Source organism: Nostoc sp. UIC 10890 (assembly GCF_054786515.1).
Genome location: NZ_JBSGKF010000001.1, coordinates 6676840 through 6693238 on the forward strand (window position 1 = coordinate 6676840; position 16399 = coordinate 6693238).

Genomic DNA, 16399 nt, shown 5'->3' on the forward strand with positions numbered 1-16399 from the left:
GTTTAATGTGTCTGCTTGATAGGAATCTCAATCACAAACTCTGTACCTTTTCCTGGTGCAGAAATACACTTAATTCTTCCTTTATGTTTATCTACTATAATCTGATAACTAATAGATAATCCTAAGCCAGTACCTTTCCCTATAGGTTTAGTAGTAAAGAAAGGGTCAAATAATCTAGTTTGAGCTTCCTCAGTTATTCCTGAGCCATTATCTTTAATGCTAATAATTATCCAATTTTCATTTTTAACTTGAGTATGGATAATAATAGAACTAAGCTGTTTTTCAATCTCTCCTTGTAAACAGTCTATTTCTGGTTGATCAAAAGCATCAATAGCATTGCTCAAGATATTCATAAATACCTGATTCAATCCCCCTGGATAACATTCCACAATAGGCAAGTTACCATAATTTTTAATAATTGTAATTTCCTGCTTTTTATAATTTTCTTTTAACCGATACTGTAAAATCAATAGCGTGCTATTAATTCCTTCATGAATATCAACCAGTTTCATTTCGGCTTCATCAAGACGCGAGAAGTTCCGCAAAGTTAGTACAATTTCGCGAATACGTTCAGCACCCACTTCCATTGATGATAATATTTTTGGCATATCATCAATAATAAACTCTAAATCTATCTCATCAATTAGAATATTTATTTCTGGGTTTTCACTACAATATTGTTGCTGATACAGATTAATTAAAGTTAGTAATTGCTGGCTATATTCTCTAACATGGAGTAGGTTGCCATAAATGAAATTAACTGGATTATTGATTTCATGAGCAACACCAGCAACTAATTGACCTAATGAAGACATTTTTTCAGTTTGAACAAGTTGTACTTGAGTGTGTTGCAATTCTTGGAGTGTCTGTTGTAGTTGAAAATTTTTGTATTTTAACTTCGCTGTTCTCTCTGCAACTTGTATTTCCAATTTAGAATTAGTTTCTTCTAAAGCAGCTTGAGCAAATTTTTTATCTTTTAAGTATTGCTGCAATAAATGCAATACTAAAAGCCATGCCGGAATTAACATTGCTAAACTTATAATAGATTCTGAAATTGCCCATAATATTCTTTGATAATATTCATCAATTTTCTGCTTTAACTGAAGCGAAATATTCTGTTGCCTTTTAGCAACGCCATTAGCATAAATTTGTTTATTGGTTTCATATTCGCTGCTAGAAAGTAGTAGCATTGCTTGATCTTTTTTATTTTTACTAACTAAATCAAAAGATTGATATTCTATTGCAACCAAACGTTGATTAGCAGCATCAATTTTTTTGGCATCCTCATTTTTATATGCTTTAGGAGCCAGTTTAATAGATTCTTTAATAGCATTATCAAGTTGAGGTTCAAATTGGCGATACCGTTGTTCCCAAAACACGTTACCTGTAGCAGCATTCATGCGGGCTGACATCGTTAATACTTCATCAAGATAGGTAATCTCATCACTTAGTGTTTGCAGCTTAAATTCATATTTAGTAATACTATTAAAACTATGATATGCTTGCCAATTAAGCCAAATTTGAGGGGTAAATAAGAGCAACGTCAACAGTACTGTTACAGTTACAAGTTGAGAGGAAACAAATCTAAGTTTATAAGATAGGTGCATTTTGATAATATTTTTAGATAGATTATAGTTGAGTATTAACCAAATTTAATCCTCTCCTAAAACTTTATTCCAACAGTATTAATACTTAATAAAAAGGTTAAAATTTTTGTGGTTGATTTTGATAAAATTTAAAAATAATCTCATTTCTTTAATTCACTTAAATTCTTTTGCCAGAGACAAAACATAAATTATCAAGTTTTTTCAACCTCAAAACTCGAAAGTTGCACTCCAGAATCCGAAACTTGCACTAAAGATTTTGCTGCAATAGCTTTATCATGATTTAGTTGATGGGCTGTTTCCCACAGTCCTGAATTCGATTTAGGCAACGAATTAGATGCCAGAAAGTGTCAAACTAAATACTAAGTCTATAGAAAAGCCGCAAACTCAAACTATGACTCAGCAACCAACAGATTTAGCTAATAAAGCTGTATTTGAGCAGCTATGGGAGATTACCAAGGAACTCCGCCAAAAACTGGAGGCTCGTTTTCAGTTACATCCAGACCCTTCTGTTGAAAATTTACAGCAATACAGCAGTCTCAATGGCAATATGAAGGGTTCCCTCACCGCTTTTTCTGGGGGAGAAATTGATTGGTTAGTGCATTCGTGGCTAGGAAACGCGGAAAAATCAAACTTCAGCACCATGCGTCTCACCACTTGGTTGAAGTCGCATATTCAGGTTCCGCATTTGGCGTTTGAGTTTGGCACACTTCCAAATGCAGATATTTTCTTTTATATAGATTACATTCCCCGGACTGAGCTTTTAACTGATTTAGCATATCTCGATCGCTACTATGAGCCAGTTAACCAAACATTTTTAAAGTTGCAGGAAGATTCGCGGCTCAAGTTATTTACTAGCAAAAGTGCATATATTCGTCTGTTTCAATCGCCTGCTAGCTTGTGCTACACAGGCGCACCTACCTTTGAGACTATCGAACTAACTCGCACACTTGCACACGAAACACTCGATCGCTGGCTAGCTTGGGTAGATGCAGCGGAACCTGTGCCAGAAGATGCACAGGAAGCTTTGGCTGCTCGTGATTTGGCACTACGCCGAATCAGTGCTGAACGCGATCCAGGTAATAAATTTGCCGCACAGATGTTTGGCTCGGAATTGACAGATAAGCTTGTGCGATCGCTCTGGGGTGGCGATCGCATTGGTCATTAGTCATTTGTCTTTTGTCCCTTGTCAGTTGTCCTTTGTCCTTTGCTAATGACCAATACTTCTCTACGAGAGGCTGCGCTAACGGCAAAGCTCAGTGTGACCAATGACCAATGACCAATGACCAACGACAAATGACCAATGACAAATGACAAATGACAAATGACAAATAATTTAGAATCCTACCGGGCTTTGGCACTGCAAGTTACCTGTCATGCAGTCAACCAAACAGGCAATCGCCACGAAGCGCGATCGCTTATGCAAAATTCCATCAACCGCCTAGCCCAACAAATTGCTGCCAGTATAGCTTTCATCGGCTTCGATTGTCGTTTAATTGTACTGCCAGAATATTTTCTTACCGGTTTCCCGATGGGAGATTCTCTAGCCGGATGGGCAGAAAAAGCTTGTATAGAAATGGCTGGTGCTGAGTATGAAGCGCTGGGTAAAATTGCCCAAAAGCATCAAATCTTTTTGGCTGGTAACGCCTACGAAATTGACCCCAACTTTCCCGGTTTATACTTCCAAACCTGCTTTATACTTGACCCCTCTGGCTCAATCGTCTTGCGATATCGGCGGCTAAATTCCTTATTTGCTCCCACACCCCATGATGTTTGGGATAAATATCTTGACTGCTATGGTTTAGAAGGAGTTTTCCCCGTAGCCAAAACTGCGATCGGTAATTTAGCTGCTTTAGCATCAGAAGAAATTTTGTATCCAGAAGTGGCGCGGTGTCTGGCGATGCGAGGAGCAGAGATTTTTGTCCATTCCACCTCGGAAGTATACAACAAAAACCTCACCCCCAAAGACGCAGCAAAAATCACTCGCGCCGTCGAAAACATGGCTTATGTGGTTTCAGCTAATACCGCAGGTATCGCTAATATTGCCATCCCCATCGCTTCGGCCGATGGTGGTTCTAAAATTATTGACCATCGCGGAATCGTATTAGCAGAAACAGGTGCAGGCGAAAGCATGGCAGCATTCGCCGAGATTGATTTAGGAGCATTACGCCGCGATCGCCGCCGACCGGGGTTAAATAATTTACTGAGCCGTCAGCGGTTTGAACTATACGCCGAAAGTTATCAGCAGTCACACTTTTACCCCGCTAATACTATGCTGGAGGGAGAAGTAGACCGCAAACACTTCCTACAAACACAGCAAGCCACCATTGAGCGATTAGGCAAACTGGGGATAATTTGAATTTGGGAATGGGGAATGGGGAATGGGGAATGGGGAATGGGGAATGGGGAATGGGGAATGGGCATAGGAAATGGGGATTAGAAAGTAATGACAAATGACAAATGACAAATGACAAATGACAAATGACAAATGACAGAACCAATAGAAGTCCGTAATCCCCGAACTGGCAAATTTGACTACGTAATTATCCCGCCGCCTCCAAGGTTGGTGGTGCAGCAATGTAAGCGCACGCGCAGGGCACAAATTCGCTGGCAGCAGTTGGGTTTAGAGGGGAGAATTGAAGCTTTACAGCAATGGAAGGAAGCGATATTATCTGGACGCGATCGCCTCACGGAAGCTTTGGTAAATGATACCGGAAGATTATCAACCTCAGTATTAGAAATAGACTCCTTCCTCTCTAGCATTGATCGCTGGTGTAGATTAGCACCGGAATTGCTGCAAGAATCTGCAAAAAATACAGCAATTCCCTTTATTGCCTTGCAACAAACATCCGTTCCTTATCCCCTAGTTGGGGTAATTAGCCCGTGGAATTTTCCGCTGTTACTATCTACCATTGATACCATTCCGGCATTGTTGGCGGGTTGTGCTGTCATTGTCAAACCCAGTGAAATTGCTCCTCGCTTCGTAGCACCATTGACAACAGCACTCAACGCCGTCCCCAAATTGCGCGATGTTTTAACTTTTGTTGAAGGAGCAGGTGCAACCGGATCAATTTTGATTGACAATGTAGACTTAGTGTGCTTTACGGGCAGTGTAGCCACAGGGAGAAAAGTAGCAGAAGCAGCTGCTAAACGGTTTATTCCAGCTTTTTTAGAATTAGGGGGAAAAGATCCTGCGATCGTTTTAGAATCAGCCAACTTAGAATTAGCAACTTCAGCAATATTGTGGGGTTCCGTCGTCAACACTGGACAGTCATGCCTCTCAATTGAGCGAATTTACGTTGCAGACTCCATATTTGAAAAGTTTTATCATCAACTAGTAGCCAAAGCACATCGCCTGGAACTAGCCTACCCTACGGTTGAAAGTGGAGAAATAGGCCCCATCATCGCCGAAAAACAAGCAGCTATTATTAGCGATCATCTCCTAGATGCAGTGGAAAAGGGAGCAATAATTCACTGCGGTGGTGTAATTGAAGACTTAGGTGGGGGTTGGTGGTGCCGTCCAACAGTTCTCACCCAGGTTAATCATTCCATGAAAGTGATGACCGAAGAGACTTTTGGCCCGATTATGCCAGTAATGCCTTTTGGCACAGTAGAGGAAGCTGTATCTTTGGCGAATGATTCGATTTATGGATTGAGTGCTGCTGTATTTGCCTCAGAAGCCGAAGCCTTAGAAATTGCCCAACAGATAGATGCAGGTGCTATCAGTATCAACGATGCTGCACTCACCGCCATCATGCACGAGGGAGAGAAAAACGCCTTCAAATTCTCCGGTATGGGAGGATCACGCATGGGTGCGGCGGCGTTGAAACGGTTTATGCGAAAAAAAGCTATTTTAATTAAAACTAACGCTACTAATGACCCTTGGTGGTTTGATAATGGGGAGTGACCAAGGCGATCGCCTCTGCCACAATTTCGTCTACGATAACCAAAGCACCTGGAAGAATTTTGATAGTTTTGGTTCAGAACACGAGTCCATTCGTTCAGAACACGAGTCCATTCGTTCAGAACATGAGTCCATTCGTTCAGAACACGAGTTCATTCGTTCAGAACACGAGTCCATTCGTTCAGAACATGAGTCCATTCGTTCAGAACATGAGTCCATTCGTTCAGAACACGAGTCCATTCGTTCAGAACACGAGTCCATTCGTTCAGAACACAAGTCCATATTTGCTTATCTAGTTTTAGACCAAAACATTGTAAAGACGGCGATTTATCGCGTCTCGAAAACCCAAAATTTTTGCCATTGGCCTTTAACCCAAGCGTATTGGATTAAAGCCATCTTTGATAACCTTCCCCACTCCCCACTCATAATATGCGAACATAATTAAGTTGTAGCTGACTACCTGCACAGAGGTTAAAAGTGGATATCATTACAATCCCTGTTATGAATCGCCCAGTAGATACCACGGTCACTGGCTTAAAGGTTCCAGGCATTGTAATAAAACACCCTGGTTGTACAGCGAAAACTTTTCCCGATTACTTTACTCGATTTTTCCAAATGTTAGAACAATAAAAGGTGAATTGCAATGTCTAATATTCGAGAAGGTATGCCCGTACTCGCCCGTCATGAAGGAGATTGGGTAGGAACTTATACATTAATTGATACAACAGGAAAAATTCTTGACAAGTATGAATCTCACTTAACTTGTCAATTTCCAGAAAATGGCCCTCATCCCTATTACCAAATCAATCGTTACAAGTGGTCTGATGGGAAACGAGAAGAATATGAATTTCCAGGAATATACAAAGATAATAAGCTTTGGTTTGACACCGATCGCATTGAAGGAAAAGCCTGGGAAGCCGATGATTCCATTGTTATTTTGTGGTTTACTTATAAGACAAACCCAGATATGAGCTTATATGAAATGATCTACATTAGTCCTGACAATAACAATCGTGCCCGCACTTGGCATTGGTTTAAAAACAATCAAATCTTTCAACGCACTCTAATTCAAGAAGAACGGCTAAGATAGTAATTTCTCCTTTCAGAGATAATCCGTCATTATTCTTCAGTCCGCGCAGGCGGACTTTGTTTGTGTAGCCACGACTTCCAGTCGTTAGGCTTTGATCTCAAATTTCAACTTAGTAAGGTATACGCATGGCCAAAGGTGACAAAATAAACTTTTCTACTCCTAGCGGTTTCCCAGAATTTCTGCCTAGCGAAAAGCGTCTAGAATTATATTTGCTAGATATCATCCGTAGAGTTTTTGAAAGCTATGGATTTACGCCCATCGAAACACCTGCTGTAGAACGTTTAGAAGTGCTGCAAGCTAAAGGGAATCAAGGCGATAATATTATTTATGGAATTGATCCTATACTGCCACCAAATCGGCAAGCCGAGAGAGATAAATCGGGCGAAACTGGTTCAGAAGCCAGAGCTTTAAAGTTTGATCAAACAGTTCCTTTAGCAGCGTATATTGCCCGTCACCTGAATGAATTAACTTTTCCCTTTGCTCGCTACCAAACCGATGTAGTTTTTCGGGGAGAACGGGCTAAAGATGGGCGTTTTCGTCAGTTTCGTCAGTGCGATATTGATGTAGTTGCTCGTCGTGAACTCAGCTTGCTTTATGATGCTCAAATGCCTGCGATTATCACTGAGATATTTGAAGCAATTAATATTGGCGATTTTCTGATTCGCATCAATAACCGAAAAGTTCTGACTGGTTTCTTTAAATCACTGGGAATTGCCGAAAATCAAATTAAATCGTGTATTGGCATTGTTGACACACTAGAAAAGATTGGTGAAACTAAAGTAAAACAAGATTTAGAAAAAGAAGGAATTTCAGCAGAACAGGCGCAAAAAATTATTGAGTTTATTAAAATTGACGGTTCGATTGATGACGTATTAGACAAGCTCAAGCATCTCGCCCAAAATCTCTTAGAAACCGAGCAATTGAGCTTAGGTATTACCGAATTAGAAACGGTAATTGCAGGGGTACGGAATCTCGGAGTTGCCGAAAACCGTTTCTGTATTGATTTATCCATTGCCCGTGGTCTTGATTACTATACTGGCACAGTTTACGAAACCACCCTATTAGGACATGAAGCTTTAGGTAGTATTTGTTCTGGCGGTAGATATGAAGAATTAGTCGGGGTATTTTTGGGCGAAAAAATGCCTGGTGTCGGCATTTCTATTGGCTTAACTCGCTTAATTAGTCGCTTGTTAAAAGCTGGTATTCTTAGTACTTTAGCTGCTACACCAGCCCAAGTGATGGTAGTGAATATGCAAGAAGATTTAATGCCCACTTATTTAAAAGTTTCTCAAAATTTGCGTCAGGCGGGAATTAATGTTATCACTAACTTTGATAAGCGTCCTTTGGGGAAACAATTTCAATTAGCAGACAAGCAAGGAATTCAATTTTGCGTAATTATTGGTTCTGAAGAAGCAGCAGCGCAAAAATCCTCGCTCAAAGATTTGAAGACAGGTGAGCAAGTAGAGGTGCTACTAGAAAACTTGGCTGAGGAAGTGAAAAAAAGGTTTACTTAAAAGTTGATTTATCAAGTAGCAACTGTCTATTGCAATGCGTTAATTGGATTAGGAATCGCCTTAGTACATCTGACTTGGTGTGAATTAATCCATAGCAATCATTTTCCAAACTGGTATTTATTTGGAAGTCCTTTATGAGTTTGTCTGATCTCCCTAATCTCTGGGTTCCTCTAGCACTTTTAGGTTTAATTGTGATAGCTGCTGTATTTTTCAGCCGCAGCAATTGATACCATTTCACTTTAGTAATGATACAAATACGTGGGTAAGGGTTTAGCAGTGCTCATACGTGTCAACTTAAGCCAAAAATAGCTTCGCTGCGGGCTTCATAACCCGCCAGAGAATGAATTCTCTGGCTCATAGCTAAAGTCTACTGAAGTAGACTGAATATTTTTGGGGATATCTAGTCATCTTCAGATGACTTTAGCTATAAGACAGGGATTTACAATCCCTGGCGGACGTGAGGTTTCGCGTTAAGTTGACACCAATGAGCAGTGCTAAACCCTTACGAAAAATTTATGTGTATAAAGATTTTCGTGAAATGGTATCACTTCCTGAACGAATGACGAATTACTTAAGTTGTTACGCATTTAATTTGTACATTTACCTGATGACAGTTAACGACTAATTTCACCAAAACAAAAGGCATAGCTGTTATCTTCTGGTGAACGCATGATCAAAACCTCTGTATAAAAATCAAGAACGCGAAGTATCTTTTAAGACGCTTCGCGTTTATATGCTAAAAAAGATTGCCTAATTGATTGTTGTCTTAAGCTGCAACTTTTTCCTCAAATGGTTTAAAAGTCTTTTTGCTAGCGCCGCAAATCGGACATTCCCAGTCTTCAGGAATTTCTTCAAAAGGTGTACCAGGTGCAATCCCTGAATCAGGATCGCCAGCAACGGGATCGTAAATCATGCTGCATTGTCTACAAATCCATTTCCGAGTTTGAGGTTCTTCACCAGCAACTCTGGTTGCTGCTTGTCCTCCGTTTAATACTTCTAAGGCTTCAGTGTAGCGATCGGCGTGGTAATTTTCGATGAATTTTAACAAGCCAAAACGGTGTGCAGCTTCCCGAAATGTATTGGCATGATCGGTAGATTCTTGAACTTGTTTGAGAAATTCTTCAGCTGCGGGATTGTCGCGATCGCGTTGGGCATCGGCGGCAAACTCTGGATACATTGTGGTATATTCATAAGTCTCGCCTTCAATTGCCAAAGATAAACAGCGAGATACAATTTCCCGCTTTTGTTCATCAGTTAAAGCAGCTGCATCTTCTACCACCAGTTCTGGATGCAGCAACTTAAAATGTGCAAAAGCATGTTCAGTTTCTTGATCAGCTGTTTCTTTAAAAAGTTTCGCCAAGTCTGTAAACCCAAGTTTACGCGCCACCTCAGCAAAAAACAGATACTTGCGATTTGCCATCGATTCACCACCGAAGGCAGCTTCTAAATTTTTAAGTGTAGTAAAGTTGGACAAATCCATAATTTTGGATGACAGTGAAGTGATATTCAGTACGAAAATACAGACTCTAGAATCGGATAGACGAGCCGTTATTTGTATAAGTTATAAACGGTTTATACAAACTTTGTCAGCCCATATTTAGCAATCTGTTTTGTTAGCTGCTCTTGGACAATTATAAAAGCGAAAAGTTTTGCAGCTGACAAATTATATTTTTGATTTAGAGATGCCTGTGATTTCTTCAAGTGGTCTGAAGTTCTAAAAATGGGTAGTCAGTGTATCCTGTAGCGTCAGGGGCATAAAATGTCTTTGGATCTGGGGTATTCAAATGTGCGTTGAGTTTTAAACGTTTTGGTAAGTCCGGATTAGCAAGATATAACTTGCCAAAAGAAACTAAATCTGCATTGCTGCTGGTAAGAATGCTATCTCCTGTTGAGCGATCGTAGCCACCATTGGTAATCAAAGTACCTTGGAATATTTGGCGAAAGTAAGGTGTTACGGGGTTCATGACTTTGCGGGTTGCTAAATCGACTTCGTTCGGTTCCATTAGGTGAAGATAGGCAAGTCCAAAGGGATTAAGAGCCTTGATAGCATAACTAAAAGTTTCTTGAGGGTTGGAGTCATGCATTCCATAAAAAGTGTTACTTGGCGAAAGTTTGATACCAACCCGGTTCCCACCCCAAACGCTAGCGACTGCTTCCACAACTTCTAAAAGGAATCGGCTGCGCTTTTCTATTGAACCGCCATACTTATCTGTGCGTTGGTTCGAGCCATCTTGGAGGAATTGGTCAAGTAAATAGCCAAATGCACCGTGAAGTTCAATCCCATCAAAACCAGCCGCCAAGGCATTTTCGGCACTTTTGCGGAATTGCTCGACAATCTCGGAAATTTCTTGGGTTTCTAAAGCACGGGGAGTTTCCAAAGATACTTTACCTATGGGTGTATGGAGTGAGCCAACCCCAGCGATCGCACTAGGAGCAACTGGCGACTCTCCACCAAGTAAAGCCGAGTGAGAAACTCTCCCAGAATGCCAAAGTTGCAAAAAAATTCTGCCCCCTTGTTTATGGACTGCATTAGTTGTCAACCGCCATCCTGCCACTTGTTCTGCTGAGTAAATACCGGGGCAGTTAATGTATCCTAAACTTAGAGGTGAAACCATTGTACATTCAGTAACGATCAGTCCAGCACTGGCGCGTTGGGCGTAGTAAGTTGCCATTAGCGAGTTCGGGATGCTTGCAATTGCCCGCAAACGCGTCATTGGTGCCATAGCGATCCGGTTTGGTAGAGTGTAAGGGCCAAGCTGAACTGGTGTGAAAAGATTGATATTGGAATTCATAAGTAGTCGGACACAATTAAATTCATTGGTGGAGATAGGGAACAGGTTACAGGAAAAAACTTGTGTAATTAATTCTGTGTGATTACTGAGCTTAATTAAGATTCTGGAACGATCGCAACACCATCCCTAAGATTGAGCAAACCTGAGATAATAACTTTATCTTCTGGCTGTAATCCTTCAATAACTTGGTAATTATTATCTTTGATCTCGCCTAGCTTCACTCGCTTTTGCCGAGCTACTTGTTGAGATACGCCTTGGGGAGATGTTTCTGTTTCAACTACATAAACAAAAGTGTCCCCACCTACACGAGTCATTGCTGTTGTGGGAATTAAAACTCCGGGGCGTTGATTCCAGAACACTCTAGCCCTTACCAATTGATCTGCACGTAACTGACCATTAGGATTATCAAAAAGTGCTTTGATCAGTATTGTCTGTGTCTCAGTACTAGGATTAGGTGCAATGTAAAATACCCTACTTCTACCCAGCTTTTGACCTTGTGTGTTCATAACCTCCACTGGCATTCCCTTACGCAATTGGGGAGCCTGCTGTAGTGGCACAGAGATATTCACTTCTAAAGGTCGATTTTGGGTGATATTAACTAATGGTGTAGAAGTATTAACTAAATTACCGACTTTCACAGCGAGGTTGCCAACAGTGCCACTAAAGGGAGCGGTAATTTTGTCAGACTGGGGCTGTTGTGTTTGAGTATTTACACTAGCTTGCTGCAAGGTTTTTTCAGCCTGCAATATATTGGCTCGTTGTGCTTGAATCCTGGAATCAATTGCATTAAGACTAGTTTTAGCAGCAGCAAGCCTATTAGCAAACTGATTGCTAGTTTGTCGAGATACGGCTCCTTGTTCAGCCAGAGCAAGAAACTTTTCGTAATTTTGTTCATACAATTGCACATTTGCAATATATGATGGTCGTTCTGCTTCCAGAGATTGGAGTGTAGCGCGGGCATTTGCCAGTTGCATTAAAAATGCTGGAGGTACAGAATTTTTCAGAGCGATCGCTGCTTGTGGTGTACGATCTACTTGGAGAATCGCCGCTCCTTCGGCTACTGAATCTCCCGATTTTACAAGTACCTGGGTAACTTGGCCCTGAATCCTCGGCTGGAGCGTAACTGAGCGCTGGGATTTTAGGCTAGCAATAAAATCTGAACTTTCCTCAATTATGCCGCTTTGTACGGTGGATATTTTGACTCTTACACCTTGAGGTTGAGGATTAGCAGTTGAAGGTGCTGAATTTTGCGGAGTGAGCAAACGCCAAACTATAGGTACTCCGCCCCCTAACAATAGTAGTGCTGCTAAAAATAACCAAAGCCACCGCCGTTTTCCAGAAGGTGGCTCAAATGAGCTTTGTGGAGCTTTTTCTCCAAAATCAGTTTGAGGCTCAGGGGATGTCATGGCTTTTGAGGAACTTAAGGAACAAATTGACTAGAATTCAATCAAAATTTCATTTGTTTATCTTGAAATTACTGATTTAGCATGAGGTTTTGTGGCAAATTATGTGTTACCCCATTCAAATATACAGTTTTGATGATTCTGTCTAAATCTACCGAAAGGTTAATCCCGCTCCTTACAATCTATGCAAATCTCAGTTGTCTTTCAAAAGCCATGACATCGTTATGCCTAAACTATGCAAATAAACTTTAGACATCTCCAATAATTAATTATGCGTTACCCGAAATTCTTGGTAAGCACAATTTATGAATTGTGCCTAGATCATTTTTGGAGATGTCTAAGCAGCACTTTTCTTCAACTCACTGTAATAACTGTTCCTACACTCTCATTGGCTAATCTATCCACTGCACACACGGCATAGCTTCCCGCTTGTTGGACGGTAGCGAAGGTTGTGCCAGCAGACAAAATTCGCTGAATTGTCCAAGTATCGCCACTCAGCCGATAAAGTGTCCAAGAACGAACTGGCTGATTATCACCAGGCTGCCAACTCAGTTTGCGGTTATTCACTTGTAATCCAATGGGTGGTGGGGGTGGTGTTGTATCTTGCCAAGGCAAAGTTGGCGGTAGCGCAGGTTTGTTATAAAGCAGACTTTGGAATTTATCAGCAATGCCCTGACTATTTTCCGTCAAAACACCAAGATTAAAGAAGATATTCCCTAATGACAACTGTGCAGCTTGGCTGCGACTAATTATCACCTGCTTTTCAATCTCACCACTCTCTCGACTCTTGTTGCTTGGTTCTGTTAAATTGTTCCCAGCGTAAACGTGTCTTTGCTTTGTGTTTATCTGTGTCCACCACTTTAGCAACGCGGAATAACTTTGTTGTGGTTGGTCTGTGCGCCAATATAATTGAGGAGCAATATAATCAATCCAGCCTTCTTCTAACCATTTCTTGGAGTCGGCATACAGCACATTGTAAGCATCCAACCCAGTAATACCAGCGGGTTGTCCGGGGCGATAAATTCCAAAGGGACTAATACCAAATTTTACGTCGGGTTTGGTTGCTTTTATTCCCTGCCAGAGGCGCTGTACCATTTTGTTAACATTGTCCCGTCGCCAGTCGCCAAGGCTGAGTGTACCACCGGTTGCTTTGTATGCAGCGTAGGTTTTGTCATCGGGAAAAGACTGTCCTTCGATGGGATATGGATAGAAATAATCATCTAAGTGAATGCCATCAACATCGTAGCGCTTCACTACATCAAGAATTACGTTGTATGCTCTATCCTGAACTATTTTCAGTCCTGGGTCCATCCAGCGTTGAGTTTTCCACAAATAAACGCTTTCTGGATTGGTAGCTGCTAGGTGGGGACGGACTGTTTTGGCTGGGTCGGTGGAAGTGCTAGCGCGGTAAGGGTTGAACCAAGCATGAACTTCAATATTGCGCTTGTGACATTCTGCGATCGCAAACGCTAAAGGATCATAAAATGGTTCTGGTGCTTTCCCCTGAGTTCCGGTAATCCAAGCACTCCAAGGCTCTAATTGAGATTCATATAAAGCGTCTCCTTCCGGTCGCACCTGGAAAATCAGGGCATTGAAGTTCAGCGCTTGTAATTTAATCGCAATTTCGGTGAGTTCAGCTTTTTGTTGGGCAACAGAAAGTCCGGCTTTGGAAGGCCAATCACCATTCCATACAGATACTAACCATGCCCCCCGGAACTCCCGACTATGATTTACTCTAACGCTACCGATAGGTGTGGGGGTTGGTGTTGGTGTTGGGGTTGGGGTTGGTGTTGGGGTTGGCGTTGGAGTCGGTATTGGTGTCGGTGTGGTTATTGGCGGCTGCACTAAGTAACTAGAGGCAATTTTTTCTGCCTCACCTAAATACACCAAAGCTTGATAAATAATCACTGCCACATCTGCACGGGTGGCTGCAATATTGGGACTGAGTAATTTCAGATTTGGGAAACTAACCACCAATCCGGCACTAGTGGCAATAGCTACGTGATTTCTACCATAGCCAGGAATCTGAACAGAATCTTGATAAATTTGTGGGAGTGCTGAGAGGAGATCAGGTTTTACTTTGGTAGCAATTTCTAGACCAGCTACCAATGAAACTAATACTTCTACTCTAGTAATTCGGTTAGCGGGACGGTAACTTTTATCAGGAAACCCACTAATAAATGCTTTTTCGTAAGCTGTTTGAATGGCGGCTGCTGCCCAATAACTAGTGGGTACATCAACAAAGGGGACATACTGCCGCTTCTTGGCAACGGTGGGAAATGCCTTGGCGATGATGGCGGCAAATTCAGCGCGGGTAAGTGAGTTATCGGGGCGATAGGTGCCATTAGGCAACCCACTGACAATACCACGTTGGGCTAAGGCTGTAATAAATAAGCGTGCCCAATGGTTTTGAATATCCGAGAAGGGAGTAGCAATAGATACCATTGTTGATTGCAGCTAGCTGGCCTGGATTTTGATTTCCTTAGTTAATTTAGCAATATGAAGGCGATCGCTGCTGCAATCTCTTGTAAAATTTGACTATTGAAGTTTGGGATAGGGCATTGGTAATTAATTTTCCCAATTCCCCATTCCCCATCTACTAAGTAGCATTTGTGGCTTCGTTAGTAGGATTCGAGGTAGAACGCGCATTCAACGCCAACATCACGCGTGAAATGCCAGTAAAAAGAATACTGACACCAACTAGTGTGCCAAGAAGCCAAGGCGCATTGAAGGGCCACTGGAACCAAATCATTCCACCTAATACCAGCGTGATGATGCCATCAGCTAGTATCCACGTCCAGTTATCTTGCGGACGTAACTGGAATGCCAGAATTAACTCGAATGTGCCTTCAGTCAGCAAAAAGCTGCCAAGCAACAGAGTGAGTGTGAGAACACCTGTATAAGGATAAACAAATAGCATTATGCCCGTTGCAATATAGAGTGCGCTCAACAAAATTTTCCAAAGGAAACCTCCGCGATCGCGGGTTTGAGTGGCGTACACTAGTTTTGTAAATCCTGCGAAAATCAAAATCACTGCAATCCAAGTCTCGGCGAATATCGTTGAGATATTAGGCACTGCGATCGCAATAACCCCCACAATACTCAGAAGAACACCAGTTATCAGCGCTCCATTAACATTCTTGTTAATATCTCTAGAAACGTTGGTTGTCATATAAAGTTTTCCCTAACTCTACAATTACGTTAGGGAATTTCTCAGTCACAGAATAGAACCTTAAGATAGACTCATAGGTATTAAATTTCAGCAGTAACTAGTACAGCACGGCGTAAATAAACCACCCATTCCCAATCAACAAAACCCTTACGCTGTCTTCATTTTTAATTTTTAATTTTTAATTCCGCCTTGCGGTACTAGCCTCAAAAAAGTTCTGCAAGATTGCTTAGGCGTTCATAAACAGGGATGAGACGATCTCCTTCCAGTTCAACAGAAGTACTTGGATAATTCTGGATGGCTCCAAGCAGTGTAACTTCACCATTTTGTTTAATAGATTCACTTAAAGCGTTTCGCAGCGCCTCCTGATCTAGTTGTCCTGTGGGAGGGTGAACTACCTCACCAATTTGGTTAACTAAAACTGGCCCTGCCCAGCTAGACAGTAAGCTATTTAAAAAGGAAGGATCGGCTTTTATCGAAGCTTTAAGTGCCTTACGAGCTACAGCGGGATCTTGTTGCGCTGCTTGTAAATAAGCTCTTAATGTCGGGGAAGTTTTGCCAGTTTCTGTAAACTGAGTTAATTCTTGAACAGATATTTGCCCCTGAAAATTACCATACTTTAAAATAACTTGCTCGGCAGCATTAGCATTAGTACTTGAGAGGAGAACAATAGCGCCTACACCTAAAGCTACTGTTTGAGTGAGTAACTTAGCGAATTTCTTATTGTTTAATCGATTGAGAAATTGAGTAATCTGCATTTGTCTAACTTTCTAATGGTGCGGAGTGTACATAGGCAAACAATGCCTAATCGTTAGATTTTTTTCACGAAATTATTGCTACAGATATATGATTAGGGGCGTACAGATGTAAGCCCCTACAGCAAATTTATCTATTACAAAGATTTTTGGAAATGGTGTTATCAA

The 16399-nt window shown here is 41.4% G+C and carries 13 protein-coding genes; 6 read left to right on the forward strand and 7 right to left on the reverse strand.

The annotated features are described in order from the left end of the window. Nucleotides 1-2 precede the first annotated feature (2 nt). Nucleotides 3-1607, reverse strand: coding sequence for a sensor histidine kinase (locus tag ACWATR_RS27550; protein ID WP_460339237.1), 1605 nt, complete (start codon nucleotides 1605-1607; stop codon nucleotides 3-5). A gap of 391 nt (nucleotides 1608-1998) precedes the next feature. Here ACWATR_RS27550 and ACWATR_RS27555 point away from each other — a divergent pair, with 391 nt between their 5' ends. The 6 genes from ACWATR_RS27555 to hisS all read left to right on the forward strand — a co-directional run bounded on the left by ACWATR_RS27555 (nucleotide 1999) and on the right by hisS (nucleotide 8112). Next, nucleotides 1999-2772, forward strand: a complete 774-nt coding sequence (locus tag ACWATR_RS27555) for a red chlorophyll catabolite reductase (RefSeq protein ID WP_460339239.1) — start codon at nucleotides 1999-2001, stop codon at nucleotides 2770-2772. Nucleotides 2773-2928: 156 nt separating this feature from the next. Then, the gene (locus ACWATR_RS27560) at nucleotides 2929-3963 is read left to right on the forward strand and encodes a nitrilase-related carbon-nitrogen hydrolase (RefSeq protein ID WP_460339241.1); all 1035 of its coding nucleotides are present in this window, start codon (nucleotides 2929-2931) and stop codon (nucleotides 3961-3963) included. Between the two features lie 129 nt (nucleotides 3964-4092). Beyond that, on the forward strand, nucleotides 4093-5511 hold the full coding sequence (locus ACWATR_RS27565) for an aldehyde dehydrogenase family protein (protein WP_460339243.1): 1419 nt from the start codon (nucleotides 4093-4095) through the stop codon (nucleotides 5509-5511). Beyond that, nucleotides 5501-5953 (forward strand): hypothetical protein, encoded by a 453-nt coding sequence (locus tag ACWATR_RS27570; RefSeq protein ID WP_460339245.1) that lies wholly within the window; start codon nucleotides 5501-5503, stop codon nucleotides 5951-5953. Before ACWATR_RS27565 ends, ACWATR_RS27570 begins: the two co-directional genes overlap by 11 nt. Before the next feature lie 198 nt (nucleotides 5954-6151). Continuing rightward, nucleotides 6152-6598 (forward strand): DUF3598 family protein, encoded by a 447-nt coding sequence (locus ACWATR_RS27575; protein ID WP_435019458.1) that lies wholly within the window; start codon nucleotides 6152-6154, stop codon nucleotides 6596-6598. Nucleotides 6599-6723: 125 nt separating this feature from the next. Further along, nucleotides 6724-8112 (forward strand): histidine--tRNA ligase, encoded by a 1389-nt coding sequence (gene hisS, locus ACWATR_RS27580; protein WP_460339248.1) that lies wholly within the window; start codon nucleotides 6724-6726, stop codon nucleotides 8110-8112. 766 nt (nucleotides 8113-8878) lie between these two features. Here hisS and ACWATR_RS27585 read toward each other — a convergent pair. The 6 genes from ACWATR_RS27585 to ACWATR_RS27610 all read right to left on the reverse strand — a co-directional run bounded on the left by ACWATR_RS27585 (nucleotide 8879) and on the right by ACWATR_RS27610 (nucleotide 16234). Further along, complete coding sequence (locus ACWATR_RS27585; protein ID WP_460339251.1) at nucleotides 8879-9592, reverse strand: rubrerythrin family protein; 714 nt, start codon at nucleotides 9590-9592, stop codon at nucleotides 8879-8881. 217 nt (nucleotides 9593-9809) lie between these two features. Next, complete coding sequence (locus ACWATR_RS27590; protein ID WP_460339253.1) at nucleotides 9810-10904, reverse strand: alkene reductase; 1095 nt, start codon at nucleotides 10902-10904, stop codon at nucleotides 9810-9812. 95 nt (nucleotides 10905-10999) lie between these two features. Further along, nucleotides 11000-12310, reverse strand: a complete 1311-nt coding sequence (locus tag ACWATR_RS27595) for an efflux RND transporter periplasmic adaptor subunit (protein WP_460339255.1) — start codon at nucleotides 12308-12310, stop codon at nucleotides 11000-11002. A 351-nt stretch (nucleotides 12311-12661) separates the two neighbouring features. Then, the gene (locus ACWATR_RS27600) at nucleotides 12662-14752 is read right to left on the reverse strand and encodes a glycoside hydrolase family 10 protein (RefSeq protein ID WP_460339257.1); all 2091 of its coding nucleotides are present in this window, start codon (nucleotides 14750-14752) and stop codon (nucleotides 12662-12664) included. A 154-nt stretch (nucleotides 14753-14906) separates the two neighbouring features. After that, a complete protein-coding gene (locus ACWATR_RS27605; protein ID WP_460339259.1) occupies nucleotides 14907-15479 on the reverse strand; it encodes an HdeD family acid-resistance protein in 573 nt (190 codons plus the stop codon). 203 nt (nucleotides 15480-15682) lie between these two features. Then, complete coding sequence (locus tag ACWATR_RS27610; RefSeq protein WP_460339262.1) at nucleotides 15683-16234, reverse strand: alpha/beta hydrolase; 552 nt, start codon at nucleotides 16232-16234, stop codon at nucleotides 15683-15685. Nucleotides 16235-16399: the final 165 nt, after the last annotated feature.

Coding starts and splice junctions, on each gene's coding strand:
- ACWATR_RS27550 (WP_460339237.1), bottom strand. CDS start 1,607: ATGCACCTATCTTATAAACTTAGATTTGTTTCCTCTCAACTTGTAACT.
- ACWATR_RS27555 (WP_460339239.1), top strand. CDS start 1,999: ATGACTCAGCAACCAACAGATTTAGCTAATAAAGCTGTATTTGAGCAG.
- ACWATR_RS27560 (WP_460339241.1), top strand. CDS start 2,929: ATGACAAATAATTTAGAATCCTACCGGGCTTTGGCACTGCAAGTTACC.
- ACWATR_RS27565 (WP_460339243.1), top strand. CDS start 4,093: ATGACAGAACCAATAGAAGTCCGTAATCCCCGAACTGGCAAATTTGAC.
- ACWATR_RS27570 (WP_460339245.1), top strand. CDS start 5,501: ATGGGGAGTGACCAAGGCGATCGCCTCTGCCACAATTTCGTCTACGAT.
- ACWATR_RS27575 (WP_435019458.1), top strand. CDS start 6,152: ATGTCTAATATTCGAGAAGGTATGCCCGTACTCGCCCGTCATGAAGGA.
- hisS (WP_460339248.1), top strand. CDS start 6,724: ATGGCCAAAGGTGACAAAATAAACTTTTCTACTCCTAGCGGTTTCCCA.
- ACWATR_RS27585 (WP_460339251.1), bottom strand. CDS start 9,592: ATGGATTTGTCCAACTTTACTACACTTAAAAATTTAGAAGCTGCCTTC.
- ACWATR_RS27590 (WP_460339253.1), bottom strand. CDS start 10,904: ATGAATTCCAATATCAATCTTTTCACACCAGTTCAGCTTGGCCCTTAC.
- ACWATR_RS27595 (WP_460339255.1), bottom strand. CDS start 12,310: ATGACATCCCCTGAGCCTCAAACTGATTTTGGAGAAAAAGCTCCACAA.
- ACWATR_RS27600 (WP_460339257.1), bottom strand. CDS start 14,752: ATGGTATCTATTGCTACTCCCTTCTCGGATATTCAAAACCATTGGGCA.
- ACWATR_RS27605 (WP_460339259.1), bottom strand. CDS start 15,479: ATGACAACCAACGTTTCTAGAGATATTAACAAGAATGTTAATGGAGCG.
- ACWATR_RS27610 (WP_460339262.1), bottom strand. CDS start 16,234: ATGCAGATTACTCAATTTCTCAATCGATTAAACAATAAGAAATTCGCT.